Raw genomic sequence first — 16,303 nt, 5'->3', positions numbered from 1 at the left:
TTGTGTTAAATGGACTTTGAGGATAAAGAGTGATGATGACTTTGTTAAAAACGATAGGCGTGCTGGTTGGGTTAATAAGCAGCTTATTAGTCTTTGCCGTTGTTTGCTTAGTGGCAATCAACGCGTCTGACAGAACAAAGTCTCCAAATACATTATTAGTTGAAAGTTGGCTAAAACAGCAGCCTGTTGAGTCGAATGAAAATGGGTTTACCTATGCCATGGCGTTACTCAACGCCACAAAGGAGAATCAATCGGGCCAATCTACCACGGCGCTCACTTTTAATGCTCAACAGAATAAATTAACAGCTAACTTTAAAGACGCTTGCCAACTAACAGATTGGGATACTTGTAATGCGTTTTTTAGCCACAATAGCGAAACCATTAAACGTGTAATTCATACTCATCAAGCGAATATTGAAAAATACAATACATTAATTACTATGCCTGATTGGCAAGAAAGCGATGAGTCTTTAACAACTCAACACCTACCTCACTGGAGCCTGCTTTTTCAACTAAGGGATTTAAGCATACTTGCAGCAATAAATAGACCTGACTCAACGCCCCATAAAATCGATGTTGATGCTGCGATAGTATTCTTAAACAAAGATGCTCATTTTTGGAATAACGTTTATCACTCCTCTCGTTCGGTATTAAGTCATACTATCGCCAATAATATGCTTAAAAAACAGCTGAGTTTTGCGAGTACTTTAGTGAAAGAAAATCCAAATATCGTGACGAAAAATACTACATGGCAATCAGCTTTTACATTGTCTCAACGTGACTTTGAGCGTATTTTTTCAGGTGAATGGCTATTTGCTCGTAATATCATGCAACAAGCGGTAACAGATGCACAAAAAAACAGCGCGCCATTTTACGAAAAATGGTTGGTGAATACTTTTGTTCATCTCATTGATGATGATAATCTTCGTTCTGAGTATTTCGTCAATGTGGTCAAAGAGCCAGTGTTAACCAGTTCATCAACACTTAAACAGCCTGATTATTGTGGCACTGACAATAAGTTGCAGCAATTATGGCAATTACGCTATAACCCGATTGGTAAAATATTAAGTTGTACTTATTATGAAACAGATCTGAAGCTGCGCGTCGTCAACATGAATAATGAAATAGAACAGCTACGCAACAATTTAATGTTGCCTCAATAAACTTTAGTATCGTTGAGTTTGTAACAACAAGCATCAAATATAAAAAAAGAGCATATAGTGCTCTTTTTTTCGATGTTTAAGGCTTCGTTATAATTTATGGCAGCGTTATAAATAATACACAGCCAACTGCACGCCGATTAATGCAAATATTCCCGCTAAGACATCATCGATCATAATCCCAAAACCACCATGAACTTTGGCATCAAGCCAGCGGATAGGCCAAGGCTTAATTATGTCAAAAAAGCGAAATAATGCGAAACCAAGCACTAACCACATAATACCGACAGGCACCGCTATCATAGTGATCATTAAACCGACCACTTCATCCCACACAATCGCACCGTGATCATGGACGCCCATGTCTTTGGCGGCTTTTCCACAAATATAAAAACCAGCAAGCATACTTAACACAGTAATTAACAAGTATTGCGTTAAGCTTAATTGTTGCATTAATAGCACTATAGGCACAGCCGCTAAGGTGCCAAAGGTACCAGGTGCTTTCGCCGCTTTTCCGCTACCAAAGCCTAATGCTAAAAAGTGAATAGGATTAGCTAAAGACAGCTTATTGACGAATTTATCTTGAGTGATAAGTTTCATAATCGGTTAACTAAAATGTTCAAAAGTTCGGGAAACAGGGACAAATGCCTTACCGTCGTCGACTAATTTAAGTTTATCACCAGCACAGATTTGGCCAATTTTGACAAATTTAACCCCTGCATGGATAAGCGCAGTATCAATAGCGCCACGTTGAGACTCTGGAACAGTAAACGCTAACTCGTAATCTTCACCGCCTGTTAACGCATAACTCAGCGCGTCTTCACGACTTAAGTTGGCTTTAAGTGAAGCAGATAACGGTATTTGATTCACATCTATAATAGCACCCACTTTAGAGGCTTTTAACACATGGCCAATATCTGACATTAACCCATCAGACAAATCAATCGCACTGGTGGCTAATGTTCTTAACGCTTGGCCTGCTAATACCCTAGGGGTTGGATAATAATGACGATTAATCAGGTATTCTTTATCTTCAGTATTAACGGTTTTAGTGCCTCTTAAAATATCTAAGCCTAACGCTGAATCACCTAATGTACCTGTGACGTAAATCCAATCGCCAATTTTAGCGCCGGCACGTGTCAATGCTGTGCCTTTTATCACCTGGCCATTGATGGTGATGCTAATACTGCGTGGGCCGCGAGTGGTATCGCCACCAATTAATGCTACGCCATAATATTCTGCAATTTCAAAAAGCCCTTCGCTGAAACTTGCTAACCATGATTCATCCACACTCGGCAGCGTCAAAGCCAAAGTAAACCATGCTGGCTCAGCACCCATTGCGGCGAGATCAGATAAATTTACGGCTAAAGATTTATACCCTAATGCGTGGGCTGGAATATCGGCTAAAAAATGGACATTTTCAACGAGAGTATCGCATGAAATCGCAATTGATTTGTTTTCAGCAGGATTAACCAAAGCGCAGTCGTCGCCAATGCTAAGCGCAACATCGCGTCGTTTTTGGCCTTTATTACGAAAGTAATGTTCGATAAGTTGGAATTCTTTCACATTCAGTTTGGTGCGGTAAACCGACCACCTTAATTTAGAAACAATTAATAGAAATGAAAAACGGTATCCGAAGATACCGTTCTGGTATTACTTTTGCTTCACAATCTTATCAAGCAGACCGTTAACGAACTTGTGACTATCGTCTGCACCAAACACTTTCGCTAATTCGATACCTTCGTTAATTGCCACTTTAAACGGCACATCTTTACGGAAGGTCAACTCGTAAGTTGCCAAACGCACGATAGCTTTTTCAACTGGTGAAACATCTTCGAAATCACGATCTAAATGTGGCTTTAGCAAATCATCAATCTGTGAAGTTTTTGACGCTACACCTGATAATAATTCACGAAAATAAGCAACATCTACACCATCAGTGTTCTGTTCAGTTAAAAACTCATGTTCTACGTCAGCAACATTGTTCTTACTTAACTGCCATGAATAAATGGCTTGAACGGCTAAACGGCGGGCCTTACGGCGCTCTGAAGGTTTCATACTTTTCCTACTATTACAGCTGTTGTTCTAGTTGTTGCAGTACGTTAACCATTTCAAGTAAACCCAGTGCAGCTTCGCCGCCTTTATTACCTGCTTTAGTACCTGAACGCTCAATAGCTTGTTCAATGGTATCTGTAGTTAACACACCGAATGAAACAGGTAGGTCATATTCTAAAGCAACTTGTGCAAGACCTTTGTTACATTCACCGGCAACAAAATCAAAATGAGGAGTACCGCCACGGATCACCGCACCAAGTGCAATAATGCCGTCAAACTTGCCACTTGCAGCAACACGCTTCGCCGCTAGTGGTAATTCAACTGCGCCAGGAACACGTACAACAGTGATGTTGTCGTCACTTACCTGACCGAAACGCTTTAATGTGTCTATTGCACCATCAAGCAGACTTTCAACTAAAAAGCTATTGAATCGCGATATTACGATCGCCACTTTGGCATTTTTCGCTTCGATATTACCTTGAACTACGTTCATTCTATCTTACCTAAATTAGCTAAAGCACCCGGCTCGGGGCAAAAAGAGGCGCTATGATATCACAGCCATTAGCCCTGAGCGCTATGCAATTAATGAAATTGTTAAATTTACCACTTACCAACATTACTCGGCAATATAGTCCGTCACTTCTAAACCAAAGCCTGACAACGAGTGGTAACGCTTTGGTGAACTTAATAGGCGCATACTCGTCACGCCTAGATCGGATAAAATTTGCGAACCGACACCCACCCGACGTGATGTTCCTTGCCACATTGCGGGCGCTGGCGATTGGCCATTATCTTCAGCTTCAAACGCTTTTACTTTTGCCAATAACTGACTTGAATGTTCATCGTTACCCAGCAGCACTAAAACGCCGCCATCTGCTGCGATACGTTCCATGGCTTTCTCTAACGGCCAACTGCGTTTTTGATCGCGCTCAGAGTGCAGTAAATCGTTGAAGGTATTTTGCAAATGAACCCGCACCAAACAGTTTGCTTTAACTTCGTCTTTAACCAAAGCATAATGCAATTGATTATCGATAGTGTCTCTAAAAGTAACCATAGTAAATTCACCAAAACGGGTCGGTAATTTACACTGTGCTTCACGTACTACGGTGGTTTCATTGGTGTTACGGTATTCAATTAAATCGGCAATAGTACCGATTTTAATGCCGTGTTTTTCGCTGAATATTTCAAGATCTGGGCGGCGCGCCATGGTGCCGTCGTCATTCAAAATTTCGACAATGACACCCGACGGCTCACAACCGGCTAATCGCGCTAAATCGCAACCGGCTTCAGTATGACCAGCGCGCGTTAACACGCCACCCTCTTGTGCCATCAACGGAAATATATGACCAGGCTGTACTAAGTCAGACGCTTTAGCATCTTTAGCCACGGCCGCTTGTACCGTTACCGCGCGGTCGTGGGCGGAGATGCCTGTGGTTACACCCGTTGCCGCTTCAATCGAGACGGTAAAGTTAGTCGAAAATTGGGCATTATTATTGGTAACCATTAGCGGTAAATTAAGCTGCTGACAACGCGCTTTGGTCATCGTTTGGCAAATAAGCCCACGGCCGTAGGTTGCCATAAAGTTGATTGCTGCTGGCGTCACTTTATCAGCGGCCATAATCAAATCACCTTCATTTTCTCTGTCTTCATCGTCCATCAAGATAACCATTTTACCTTGACGAATATCTTCAATGATTTCTTCTATGCTATGTAGCGCCATTGTCAGACCTTTATATATTAAGAGTTTGCTTCAATTCTGAAGTTGTCATTCTATTTTTATTTTATAAGTAAGCGGGTATAAAAGTTAATACGCTTAACGTAAGAAACCAGACTTGGCCAATAACTCCATCGTCACACCCGATGATGGCTTGGCATGGTCTGCTTCAGGCTGCATTAACCGCTCTAAATAACGAGCAATTAAATCCACCTCAATGTTAACGTTATCACCCACTTTTAAATTCACTAATGTAGTTTCACCGGCAGTGTGAGGCACGATAGTTAATCTAAAACGACTTCCATCTACTTCATTAACGGTTAAGCTCACACCATCGATAGTAATCGATCCTTTATGAGCGATATAGCGACTCAGTGTTGCGGGGGCTTTTAACCAAAATTCTAGCGCTTTGCCTCTGTAGGCACATTGTTCAACTTTAGCGATACCATCAACATGGCCGCTGACCATATGACCACCTAACCTTGTTGTCGCCGTAACGGCTTTTTCAAGGTTTACTTTTTGGCCCACTTGATAATAACTAAAACCGGTTAACGCCACCGTTTCAGCGGAGATGTCAGCCACATAACCGTCAGCTAAGCGCTCAACCACGGTTAAACACACACCATTAGTGGCGATACTGTCGCCTAATTTCACGTCGGTTAAATCTAATTTACCACTGGCAACGGTTAAGCGAATATCGTTACCTTTGCGATCAATTTTACGTAATGTACCAAGGGCTTCGATTATCCCAGTAAACATAATGACTCACTTTTAACGTTTATACTTTGCTGTCGCTCAGACTTTTAGCCTTGGCAACAAGCAATTAATAGGGTTTGTTATATCTGAGGATATAACGCTTATCATTGCCAATACTGCGCTCATCAATGAGTTGCAACATGGGCGTTTGTTCTATGGAAGTATAATCTGGCAATTGCAGCATATTGCGTCCATGACTGCCAAGGATCTTAGGGGCTTGGTAAATCACAATATCATCCGCTAAATTTTGTGCTACAAATGCACCCGCTAACGTTGAACCGGCTTCGACTAACACAGAATTTGCTGTGTTGCCTAAATACGTTAACAAGGCCAACAACGGGATTCTACCTACCGAGTCACACTCTAGAACTAAAAAAGACACATGCGCTGGAAATGTCGCTTTGACTTGCTCAGGATATTCACAACACGAGACCAATAAAATCGGGCTCAGTATAGAAAATAATTGTGGCGTTGCCGTTAGTCTTGCAAGGCTATCTAATATGACTCTTAGAGGCTGAAAAATGTCATTCGGGTTAAGGCGAGTCGTTAACTCACCTAATGATTCAAAACGGACATTTAAACTGGGATCGTCAATTAGCACGGTTTCAACGCCAGTAATTAACGCACAGTGACTGGCTCGATACTTTTGCACATCAGCACGAGCAGCGCTGCCTGTAATCCATTTTGAGACGCCATTAGATAACGCTGTTTTTCCGTCTAAACTGGCAGCCACTTTAACCGTGACCCAGGGTAAACCGGTTTTCATGCGTTTCATAAAACCCAGGTTAAGTGCATAAGCTTGCTCAGTGAGTAACCCCACATCCACTTGAATGCCGGCCTCTCTTAACATTGCAATACCACGACCAGACACTTCAGGATTGGCATCTGTCACTGCGACGACCACTCTAGCAACCTTGGCATTTATCAAGCCTAATGCACATGGCGGCGTACGCCCATAATGACTGCAAGGCTCTAATGTTACATACGCTGTTGCACCCTGTGCAGTTAATCCATTTTCATTAACCATCTTTAGGGCGTTCACTTCTGCGTGTCCCTGGCCGGCACGTTGGTGATAGCCCTCACCGATAATCTGTCCATCAGCAACAATCACACAACCGACACATGGATTGGGCCGCGTGGTATAACGGCCTCGCTCTGCCAGCATAATGGCTCGGCTCATCATTTCAATATCGACGCTAGACCCGTTAGACATGGTTATCACTCTCGTTTGATATCATGTTAAGCACACAAAATAGTATTCAAAAAATTAGCGTTTAGTCGGTGATTACTTTTGCAGTTTGGCAATCGCTTCGCCAAATTGAGAGACATCTTCAAAAGCACGATAAACCGAAGCAAAGCGAATATAAGCCACTTTATCTAAGCTCATTAATTGCTCCATCATCAGATTACCAATCATTTCAGAGTCCACTTCACGTTCACCTGTTGCGCGCAGCGTTGATTTAATCTTGGTCAGAGCTTGTTCTATTTCATCAATGGATACCGGGCGTTTTTCAACTGCACGCAACATACCGCCGCGCAGCTTATCTTCGTCAAACGGTTGTCTGGTGCCATCACGTTTTATCACTCTAGGCATGACTAATTCAGCGCCTTCAAATGTGGTAAAACGTTCATGACATTCGGTACATTCCCGGCGACGGCGTACTTGATGGCCATCGGCCACTAATCGAGAATCGATAACTTTGGTGTCGGTCGCGCTACAAAAAGGGCAATGCATTGAACCTCCTGCAGAAAACAAAATGGCCGCTAAAATTAGCGGCCATTAAAGTTTATCCTATTTGTTGAGCAAGGTTAACCTAAACCTCAACAGCAATAGTGATTAACCGTATACAGGGAACTTAGCACATAACGCCAACACTTGGCCTTTAACGCGCTCAATAACCGCTGTGTTAGATGCATCATCTAAAATGTCGCATATCCAGGTTGTCAGCTCTTTCGCTTCAGCTTCTTTAAAGCCGCGACGCGTAATGGCTGGTGTGCCGATACGAACACCTGATGTGACAAACGGTGAGCGTGGATCGTTTGGTACTGAGTTTTTGTTAACCGTAATGTTGGCACTGCCTAAAGCGGCATCGGCTTCTTTACCGGTTAAATCACGACCGATTAAATCAACCAACATTAAGTGGTTTTCAGTTCCGCCAGAAACGATTTTGTAACCGCGCGCTAAAAATACTTCAACCATGGCTTTGGCGTTTTTAACCACTTGCTGCTGGTATACTTTAAACTCTGGCTCTAATGCTTCTTTAAATGCAACCGCTTTACCCGCGATAACATGCATTAATGGGCCACCTTGACCGCCAGGGAATACCGCTGAGTTTAGCTTCTTATACAAGTCTTCATCATCAGCCGCAGAAATAATAATGCCGCCACGTGGACCCGCTAAGGTTTTATGCGTTGTTGAAGTCACAACGTGTGCATGAGGCACTGGCGTTGGATAAACACCCGCAGCGATTAAGCCTGCAACGTGCGCCATATCAACAAATAAATAAGCACCGATTTTATCCGCAATTTCACGCATTTTAGCCCAGTCAACAATACCTGAGAACGCCGAGAAACCACCAATCATCATCTTCGGCTTATGTTCAACCGCTAAGCGTTCCATTTCGTCGTAGTCAATTTTGCCAGACTCGTCGATACCGTAAGGGATGATGTTATAAAGCTTGCCAGAAAAGTTAACTGGAGAACCGTGAGTTAAATGACCACCGTGAGCGAGGTTCATCCCTAGAACAGTATCACCAGGTTGTAATAACGCCATAAACACAGCGCTATTAGCTTGTGAACCTGAGTGCGGTTGCACGTTGGCGTAAGTGGCGCCAAATAATTCTTTTGCGCGTTCTATTGCTAATGTTTCAACAACATCAACATACTCGCACCCACCATAGTAACGCTTACCTGGATAACCTTCAGCATACTTGTTAGTTAACTGAGAACCTTGCGCTTCCATCACACGTGGACTGGTGTAGTTCTCAGACGCAATCAATTCAATGTGTTCTTCTTGACGACAAGTTTCATCTTCAATGGCTTTAAATAATTCTGGATCGTAATCCGCAATATTCATCGCTTTCTTCAACATGGTAGCTCCAACATCAATTTCTATATAGTAGGGTTGCGCGGTATTCTACTCTGCAACGATGATCATTCACAGTATAAACAACATGAAATTCACTGTGTTCTGAATACAAAACGATTCAAGTTAATCCGCCGAGGTGGTATTTAATCTGCTTCGCTGCACCGCAAAATTAATTCCATAATCCCCTGTTGAGTTACGCAAAGAATACAGTAGAATTATCGTCATCTTTGTTGACAACTAGACTGAATAAACATGGCTCAATTTGTATATAGCATGCTTCGCGTGGGTAAGATTGTCCCACCTAAAAAGCAAATTTTAAAAGACATTTCATTAAGCTTTTTCCCCGGCGCTAAAATTGGCGTACTTGGCTTAAACGGTTCAGGTAAATCTACTCTGCTACGCATCATGGCCGGTATTGATACCGACATTGAGGGTGAAGCACGCCCAATGCCTGGACTTAAAATTGGTTATTTACCGCAAGAGCCGCGCTTAAATGAGCAGCAAACCGTCCGCGAAGCCATTGAAGAAGCGGTAGGCGAAGCTAAAAATGCCTTAACCCGTTTAGATGAAGTGTATGCAGCCTATGCTGAACCCGATGCAGATTTTGATGCACTGGCAAAAGAACAAGGTGAATTAGAAGCCATTATTCAATCTCAAGATGCCCACAACCTTGACCGCATTCTTGAACGTGCCGCTAATGCACTACGTTTACCAGAATGGGATGCCAAAATTGAAGTGCTTTCTGGTGGTGAACGTCGTCGAGTCGCCATTTGCCGTTTGTTGCTTGAAAAACCAGAAATGCTATTACTTGACGAACCAACCAACCATTTAGATGCTGAGTCAGTGGCATGGTTAGAGCATTTTTTACAAGAATATAACGGCACCGTTGTGGCCATTACCCACGACCGTTACTTCTTAGATAATGCGGCTGGCTGGATTTTAGAACTTGACCGCGGCGAAGGTATTCCATGGGAAGGTAACTATTCATCATGGCTTGAACAAAAAGATGCACGTTTACAGCAAGAGTCATCAACTGAAAGCGCTCGTCAGAAAACTATTGCTAAAGAATTAGAATGGGTGCGCCAAGGTGCTAAAGGTCGTCAATCAAAAGGCAAAGCCCGTATGGCTCGCTTTGAAGAATTGAACACCAATGATTACCAAAAGCGTAACGAAACCAACGAACTGTTTATCCCACCAGGACCTCGCCTAGGTGACAAGGTCATCGAAGTGACTAATTTAACCAAGTCATACGGTGATCGGGTGTTAATTGATGACTTAACATTCACTGTGCCTAAAGGGGCTATCGTGGGTATTATTGGTGCTAACGGTGCCGGTAAATCAACGTTATTTAGAATGATATCGGGTGCAGAACAACCAGACAGCGGTTCGATTTCTGTGGGTGAATCTGTGCAAATTGCTTCAGTTGAGCAGTTCCGTGATTCTATGGATGATAAAAATACCGTGTGGCAGGAGATTTCTGGCGGTTTAGACATCATGCGCATCAACAACACAGAAATACCAAGCCGTGCCTATGTTGGCCGCTTTAACTTCCGTGGTGGCGATCAACAAAAAATCATTGGCACCTTATCGGGCGGTGAACGTAACCGAGTACACTTAGCCAAGCTACTGCAAGCTGGCGGCAACGTATTATTACTCGACGAACCGACCAACGACTTGGACGTTGAAACTTTGCGGGCACTAGAAGAAGCGTTATTGGAGTTCCCTGGTTGCGCCATGGTTATTTCGCATGACCGTTGGTTCCTCGACCGTATTGCAACGCACATCCTTGATTACCGTGATGAAGGTAAAGTGAACTTCTATGAAGGAAACTATACTGAATACTCAACCTGGCTAAAAGAAACACTGGGTACTGATGTAGTTGAACCACACCGTTTAAAATACAAGCGCATAAGCAAATAGCCTTGGTTCTTTATAAGTAACGTTTGGTTCTCTACAAGTAACGTTTGATACTAAAACAGAGACTTCGGTCTCTGTTTTGCTTTATCAGGTTGATTTACGTTTATATTTATGCGGTTTCAATATAAACTCGCTTCAACATCTAGAAGTGTCAAAATTTTGTCAATTTATTGTGAGCAATGCACCACAATCTGTTTGTAAAGCCAAAATAACTTCAGTATTATAAATTATTAACGGATTATTTTGCTCTTTGCTGATAACACTCAGCGCATTACAGAGTGTTGATGGTTCCAGCTTGTAGAGAAATATTATGGAGAGATCAGTGAGATACGGTTCAATTAGCCTTGCTTTATTGTGCTTATACGCAAGCAATTCGTTTGCGGCACTCGAAGTCATCACCAATTCAGAAAAACAGACACTGAACAAAATCGAAACCGAATATGATATCGATAGTCTGCTGATCAATGTGAATGACAAATTCTCTCAACTTAATAAGAAAGCTTACGACGTTGAAGGCCTAAAGAAAACTATCGCATCAGAACAGCAACGTTATGATGAACTAATCGATGGTTTGCCTCAGGCTATCCGTGCAAAATCGGCATTGCCAGATACCTACAAACAAATTGAAGAGTCTGTAATATTAGTCGATGAATTAACACTTAAAGCTGAAGAAGACAGTAAACGTCTTGAAACAGAAAAAGTGGAAATTTTGTCTGAATACGAACAAATTAATAAACAGAGAACCTCAAAAAGCCAGCAGTTGTTTAAACTCAAAACTGACATTACTAACCGCTTAATTGCTGACTTATCAAAATCAAGCAGCACCCTTCCGGTTAACATTAATGGCTCAACTGAATGTTCTAAGTACCAGACGATTGCCGACTGCTTAAAAGAATCTCAAAGCAGTATTCTTAGCAATACGCGTAACGAGTCTCCATTCTTAAACGATAAAAGTGTATTACTGTCGTATGAAGTGATTGACGCGAACATGAACATGAGAGGCGATTTAAACTATAAAGTGGCCATGAAGTTCAAGCCATCTTATAACAACAAAATCGACGACATGCTCAATGAAAAATTAGGCTTAAAATCAGCAATGGTCACGTTAGTCAGTAACGTACCTGCAGATTGGTTTGTTAACGGAATTAAAATTGGTACTGGTAAAAAACTGTTCCACGAAATTCCATTAGGCAAGCACGGTATTTTAGCGTCTTACCAAAACCAAGACCAATCTAGTGTAGAAAGCATTGAAGGCAATGGCGTATTCAATTACAAGTTCGCTAATGTGGCCGCCGCTAAAAAACCAGTAAGCAAACCCTCTGTTGTGGTTGCCGAAGTACCAAAAGGGATACTTAAGCCATCGGTAAAATCGGCACAACAACCCGTAGTTCAAAAACCTAAAGCGAAATACACGCTGTTTTCAGACCAAACAAGCATTAAATTAAGTGATGATGATGCAAAGAAAACATCGAGCGATAAAGGCTACGAATACTTTATGGGCGTAACCCCTGCCACGAAAAAGCAAAACATTGAGTTCACTAACGAGCCTATCGAAAAGTAATTCTGTTGTGCTAGAAATATGATGGGATGACCCATTTGTAAAACCGAAAGCCATATCATTCGATATGGCTTTTTTGTGGATAACTGAGAGTAAAAGTCTCAAGTCGGCCGCTCCATCGCCTGTGAAGGATTACTTGGAAATGAGTATTTGAGCATGATGGTTTGAATATGATGGCTTGAATATGATGGTTTGAAAAAGTGCCTTGTTACAAACAAACCAAAAGCTTTACATTACTTTACGCTTATTTTTGTCCAACATAATTACAATATATTCATATGCCAATTCACCACCAGCGGCTCCCCGCACATTGTTTATAGAGATGTCCCAACATGATAATAAAGCATGGCTTGAATACGCTTTCAGCGGCCTTGATGATCCTCACCACCAGCGTATTAAGTATCAGTGTGATAGCGGCGCCAAAACCTCAACGAGTTGAAAAAGTGGTCCCAGTCGTCACCGCAAGTGTTGAACAGCATGACTTATCTCAATCTATTACGCTTATCGGTAAATTAGCCGCAACAGATTCAGTCATGATTGCTCCGCAAGTGGGCGGGAAAATAGCCAATATTGCAGTGACCTCTAATCAACATGTCACCAAAGGCCAAGTCTTGCTGAGTTTAGATAATAGCAAGGCGAAAGCCAGTGTTTTAGAAGCTCAGGCATACCATAAAGATGAAGTCCGTAAACTCAATGAGTTTTTAAAGCTGATTAATGTCAATGCCATCACCCAAACCGAAATAGAAGCACAAAAGTCGAGTGTCGACATTGCCCTCGCCCGTTTACAGTCAGCGCAAACCGACTTGGCCTATCACACCTTAGTGGCCCCTTTTAGCGGCAATACCGGCCTAGTTAACTTTAGCCGTGGAAAAATGGTCAGCATGAATGAAGAATTATTGTCATTAGACGACTTATCGATTCTGCAATTAGATTTACAAGTCCCTGAACATTACTTATCACTGTTAAGCACAGGCATGGCGGTTAATGCTATCAGCAGAGCCTGGGCAAAAGACACATTTGTCGGCAACATTATTGCTATCGACCCACGCGTTAATGAACAAACACTAAACCTGAATATTCGCAGTCAATTTGACAATCAACACGGTAAATTAAAACCAGGCATGATGATGTCGGCAACACTTACGTTCCCCAGTGTTTCAGCCCCTATCGTTCCAGTGCAAGCATTAGAGTACTCAGGCACCAAACGATTTGTGTATGTGATCAACCAAGATAACATCGCTAAGCGTACCGAGGTGGTATTGGGCGCACGCATTAAAGACCAAGTGTTGATTGAGTCTGGGATCCATATTGGCGACAACATTGTGGTCCAAGGGCTAGTGAATATGCGCGATGGCATAAAAGTGAAAGACCTTGCCCATCCAAGCTCAGCAGAGCAAACCCGCGCTAAAACAGCTCTAACACAGGAGCGCAAATAATGTGGCTGAGTGATACCGCCGTTAAACGCCCGGTTGTGGCCATTGTACTGAGCTTGTTGCTTTGCGTGTTTGGTATGGTGTCTTTTTCTAAACTGGCTGTAAGAGAAATGCCTGATGTACAAAACCCTGTTGTGACGGTTATGACAACCTACAGCGGAGCATCGGCAACCATTATGGAAAGTAAGATCACTAAAGCCCTTGAGGATGAACTCACGGGGATCAGTGGTATTGATGAGATCACCTCAACCACCCGCAATGGCATGTCACGCATCTCAATTGAATTTGAATTAGGCTGGAATTTAACCGAGGGTGTCAGTGATGTCCGTGATGCGGTAGCCAAAGCCCAACGCCGTTTACCCGACGAAGCAGATGACCCCATAGTGTCAAAAGATAACGGCACGGGTGAACCCTCAATCTACGTCAATTTAAGCTCAGAAAACATGGACCGTACTCAATTAACGGACTATGCACAGCGCGTATTAGAAGACCGATTTAGCCTTATCACCGGCGTCAGTTCTGTCAATATCTCTGGCGGCCTGTATAAGGTCATGTATGTGCAATTAAAGCCTCAATTAATGGCCGGCAGAAATGTCACCACCAGTGACATTATTAGTGCATTAAACACCGAAAACCTTGAAACACCCGGCGGCGAAGTCCGTAACGACACTACGGTGATGTCTGTTAGAACCAAGCGCCTCTACTTCAGCCCTGAAGATTTTAATTACTTGGTGGTGCACACTGCCTCAGATGGTACGCCAATTTACCTCAAAGATGTCGCCAATGTTTTTATTGGCGCAGAGAATGAAAACTCAACCTTCAAAAGCAATGGCATTGTTAACTTAAGCTTAGGCATTGTGCCGCAGTCAGATGCCAATCCATTAGAGATTTCAAAGCTCGTTCAACAAGAAGTCGACAAAGTACAAGGCTTTTTACCACAAGGGACTAAGCTCGTTGTTGATTATGATGCTAACGTGTTTATCGACCGCTCGATTAACGAGGTCTACAACACCTTATTCATTACCGGAATATTGGTTGTCTTGGTCTTGTATATTTTTATTGGCCAAGTCAGAGCCACATTGATCCCCGCAGTAACGGTACCAGTGTCATTAATTGCGGCATTTATGGCCGCATACAGCTTGGGTTATTCGATAAATCTATTAACGTTAATGGCCTTAATTTTAGCGATTGGTTTAGTCGTTGACGATGCCATTGTAGTAGTAGAAAACATCTTTCATCATATCGAAAAAGGCGAGGAACCATTACTTGCCGCCTATAAAGGCACTCGTGAGGTGGGTTTTGCGGTCATATCGACCACGCTAGTGTTAGTTATGGTCTTTCTTCCCATTTCATTTATGGATGGCATGGTCGGCCTGCTTTTTACTGAGTTCTCAGTCATGTTAGCGATGTCAGTGATTTTCTCATCATTGATCGCGCTCACTCTTACGCCAGTGATGGGCAGTAAGCTTCTTAAAGCCAACGTGAAGAAGAATCGCTTTAATCTCTGGATTGATAAAGGTTTTGCTCGCCTAGAAACCAACTATCGCCGTATGGTGACATGGGCATTAGCTTGTCGCATTGCCGCCCCTGTTGTTATCTTAGCCTGTATAGGCGGCAGTTACTTACTCATGCAACAAGTGCCCTCACAGCTTTCTCCTCAAGAAGACCGTGGTGTGTTATTTGCCTTTATCAAAGGCGCTGAAGGCACAAGTTACAATCGTATGATAGCCAACATGGACATTGTCGAGAGCCGATTGATGCCGCTTTTAGGCCAAGGCGTAGTGAAATCATTTAGCGTTGAAGCCCCTGCTTTTGGTGGACGTGCTGGCGATCAAACCGGCTTTGCGATTATTCAATTAGAAGATTGGGCCGATCGTGATATCGATGTAAAGCAAGCACTTGGGTTAATCAGTCAAACCTTAAAAGACATTCCAGATGTCATGGTTCGCCCTATGCTTCCTGGCTTTAGAGGGCAATCAAGTGAGCCAGTGCAGTTTGTGCTTGGTGGTTCTGACTATCCAGAATTGTTTAAATGGGCGCAAATTCTGCAACAAGAAGCTGATGCCAGCCCGATGTTAGAAGGCGCTGACTTAGACTATGCCGAAACCACACCTGAACTTGTGGTTACCGTTGATAAGCAACGTGCTGCCGAGTTAGGTATTAGCGTTTCTGAAATATCAACCACACTTGAAATCATGCTCGGAGGCAGAAGAGAAACCACTTTTGTTGAGCGCGGTGAAGAATATGATGTGTATCTTCGTGGTGACGAAAACAGTTTTAACAGCGTGACGGATCTTAGTAAAATTTACTTTAGAAGCGGTAAAGGCGAGCTAATCACGCTAGACACGGTGACTCACGTTGAAGAAGTCGCCTCGCCGCAACGCTTAAGTCACACCAATAAACAAAAGTCGATCACCATTAAAGCCAATTTGGGTGAAGGCTATACTTTAGGCGAAGCGCTCGACTTTTTAGAGCAACGCGCCGTGAGTTTATTGCCAGGGTAAGAGCATGAAAATTCACTTGCCAAAAATAACCTTTTCAAGGTAATTGGTGTTGCGATTAGCTTTCATTTGTTTTGCTCTTACTCCTTTCTTAAAGCTTGTCTCTGACTGAAGACGATTC

13 protein-coding genes and 1 pseudogene are annotated in these 16,303 nt (G+C 42.8%); 5 read left to right on the top strand and 9 right to left on the bottom strand.

Translation table 11 applies throughout. The annotated features are described in order from the left end of the window. The first annotated feature begins 32 nt into the window (after window positions 1-32). On the top strand, window positions 33-1,163 hold the full coding sequence (locus tag AC19MV_RS19700) for a hypothetical protein (protein ID WP_498309694.1): 1,131 nt from the start codon (window positions 33-35) through the stop codon (window positions 1,161-1,163). Between the two features lie 105 nt (window positions 1,164-1,268). On the opposite strand, the gene AC19MV_RS19695 is transcribed toward AC19MV_RS19700, so the two are convergent. The 9 genes from AC19MV_RS19695 to glyA form a co-directional block, all read right to left on the bottom strand. Further along, window positions 1,269-1,760 (bottom strand): phosphatidylglycerophosphatase A family protein, encoded by a 492-nt coding sequence (locus AC19MV_RS19695; protein WP_432398984.1) that lies wholly within the window; start codon window positions 1,758-1,760, stop codon window positions 1,269-1,271. A 6-nt stretch (window positions 1,761-1,766) separates the two neighbouring features. Then, entirely contained in the window at window positions 1,767-2,726 is a 960-nt protein-coding gene (gene thiL, locus AC19MV_RS19690; RefSeq protein ID WP_498309692.1) for a thiamine-phosphate kinase, read from the bottom strand. 87 nt (window positions 2,727-2,813) lie between these two features. Next, window positions 2,814-3,218: a transcription antitermination factor NusB gene (gene nusB / locus AC19MV_RS19685; RefSeq protein WP_432398986.1), complete on the bottom strand. Its 405-nt coding sequence runs from the start codon at window positions 3,216-3,218 to the stop codon at window positions 2,814-2,816. Window positions 3,219-3,231: 13 nt separating this feature from the next. Then, window positions 3,232-3,708, bottom strand: a complete 477-nt coding sequence (gene ribH / locus AC19MV_RS19680) for a 6,7-dimethyl-8-ribityllumazine synthase (protein ID WP_160053672.1) — start codon at window positions 3,706-3,708, stop codon at window positions 3,232-3,234. Window positions 3,709-3,831: 123 nt separating this feature from the next. After that, window positions 3,832-4,935 carry a bifunctional 3,4-dihydroxy-2-butanone-4-phosphate synthase/GTP cyclohydrolase II gene (gene ribBA / locus AC19MV_RS19675; RefSeq protein ID WP_498309690.1) on the bottom strand — a complete coding sequence of 368 codons (1,104 nt, stop codon included), beginning with the start codon at window positions 4,933-4,935 and terminating at the stop codon, window positions 3,832-3,834. 93 nt (window positions 4,936-5,028) lie between these two features. Continuing rightward, window positions 5,029-5,688 (bottom strand): riboflavin synthase, encoded by a 660-nt coding sequence (locus AC19MV_RS19670; protein ID WP_498309688.1) that lies wholly within the window; start codon window positions 5,686-5,688, stop codon window positions 5,029-5,031. Window positions 5,689-5,752: 64 nt separating this feature from the next. Beyond that, window positions 5,753-6,898 carry a bifunctional diaminohydroxyphosphoribosylaminopyrimidine deaminase/5-amino-6-(5-phosphoribosylamino)uracil reductase RibD gene (gene ribD, locus AC19MV_RS19665; RefSeq protein WP_498309686.1) on the bottom strand — a complete coding sequence of 382 codons (1,146 nt, stop codon included), beginning with the start codon at window positions 6,896-6,898 and terminating at the stop codon, window positions 5,753-5,755. Between the two features lie 72 nt (window positions 6,899-6,970). Next, window positions 6,971-7,420 (bottom strand): transcriptional regulator NrdR, encoded by a 450-nt coding sequence (nrdR, locus tag AC19MV_RS19660; RefSeq protein WP_456042860.1) that lies wholly within the window; start codon window positions 7,418-7,420, stop codon window positions 6,971-6,973. A gap of 102 nt (window positions 7,421-7,522) precedes the next feature. Beyond that, the gene (gene glyA / locus AC19MV_RS19655; protein WP_432385522.1) at window positions 7,523-8,776 is read right to left on the bottom strand and encodes a serine hydroxymethyltransferase; all 1,254 of its coding nucleotides are present in this window, start codon (window positions 8,774-8,776) and stop codon (window positions 7,523-7,525) included. 249 nt (window positions 8,777-9,025) lie between these two features. On the opposite strand from glyA, the gene ettA reads away from it, so the two are divergent. The 4 genes and pseudogenes from ettA to AC19MV_RS19635 form a co-directional block, all read left to right on the top strand. Further along, window positions 9,026-10,693: an energy-dependent translational throttle protein EttA gene (gene ettA / locus AC19MV_RS19650; protein WP_432398992.1), complete on the top strand. Its 1,668-nt coding sequence runs from the start codon at window positions 9,026-9,028 to the stop codon at window positions 10,691-10,693. 319 nt (window positions 10,694-11,012) lie between these two features. Then, window positions 11,013-12,251 carry a hypothetical protein gene (locus tag AC19MV_RS19645; protein WP_498309684.1) on the top strand — a complete coding sequence of 413 codons (1,239 nt, stop codon included), beginning with the start codon at window positions 11,013-11,015 and terminating at the stop codon, window positions 12,249-12,251. 329 nt (window positions 12,252-12,580) lie between these two features. Continuing rightward, window positions 12,581-13,684: an efflux RND transporter periplasmic adaptor subunit gene (locus AC19MV_RS19640; protein ID WP_498309682.1), complete on the top strand. Its 1,104-nt coding sequence runs from the start codon at window positions 12,581-12,583 to the stop codon at window positions 13,682-13,684. After that, window positions 13,684-16,179 (top strand): annotated as a pseudogene (locus AC19MV_RS19635) (efflux RND transporter permease subunit); the annotation flags it as partial. The gene AC19MV_RS19640 and the pseudogene AC19MV_RS19635, both read left to right, overlap by 1 nt. Window positions 16,180-16,303: the final 124 nt, after the last annotated feature.

Source organism: Shewanella sp. MF05913 (assembly GCF_059758095.1).
This window is presented reverse-complemented; position numbering and strand designations above follow the sequence as displayed.

What these genes read in the sequence shown, in the direction of transcription:
- AC19MV_RS19700 (WP_498309694.1), top strand. Translation starts at nt 33, where the DNA reads ATGATGACTTTGTTAAAAACGATAGGCGTGCTGGTTGGGTTAATAAGC.
- AC19MV_RS19695 (WP_432398984.1), bottom strand. Translation starts at nt 1,760, where the DNA reads ATGAAACTTATCACTCAAGATAAATTCGTCAATAAGCTGTCTTTAGCT.
- nusB (WP_432398986.1), bottom strand. Translation starts at nt 3,218, where the DNA reads ATGAAACCTTCAGAGCGCCGTAAGGCCCGCCGTTTAGCCGTTCAAGCC.
- ribH (WP_160053672.1), bottom strand. Translation starts at nt 3,708, where the DNA reads ATGAACGTAGTTCAAGGTAATATCGAAGCGAAAAATGCCAAAGTGGCG.
- ribBA (WP_498309690.1), bottom strand. Translation starts at nt 4,935, where the DNA reads ATGGCGCTACATAGCATAGAAGAAATCATTGAAGATATTCGTCAAGGT.
- AC19MV_RS19670 (WP_498309688.1), bottom strand. Translation starts at nt 5,688, where the DNA reads ATGTTTACTGGGATAATCGAAGCCCTTGGTACATTACGTAAAATTGAT.
- ribD (WP_498309686.1), bottom strand. Translation starts at nt 6,898, where the DNA reads ATGTCTAACGGGTCTAGCGTCGATATTGAAATGATGAGCCGAGCCATT.
- nrdR (WP_456042860.1), bottom strand. Translation starts at nt 7,420, where the DNA reads ATGCATTGCCCTTTTTGTAGCGCGACCGACACCAAAGTTATCGATTCT.
- glyA (WP_432385522.1), bottom strand. Translation starts at nt 8,776, where the DNA reads ATGTTGAAGAAAGCGATGAATATTGCGGATTACGATCCAGAATTATTT.
- ettA (WP_432398992.1), top strand. Translation starts at nt 9,026, where the DNA reads ATGGCTCAATTTGTATATAGCATGCTTCGCGTGGGTAAGATTGTCCCA.
- AC19MV_RS19640 (WP_498309682.1), top strand. Translation starts at nt 12,581, where the DNA reads ATGATAATAAAGCATGGCTTGAATACGCTTTCAGCGGCCTTGATGATC.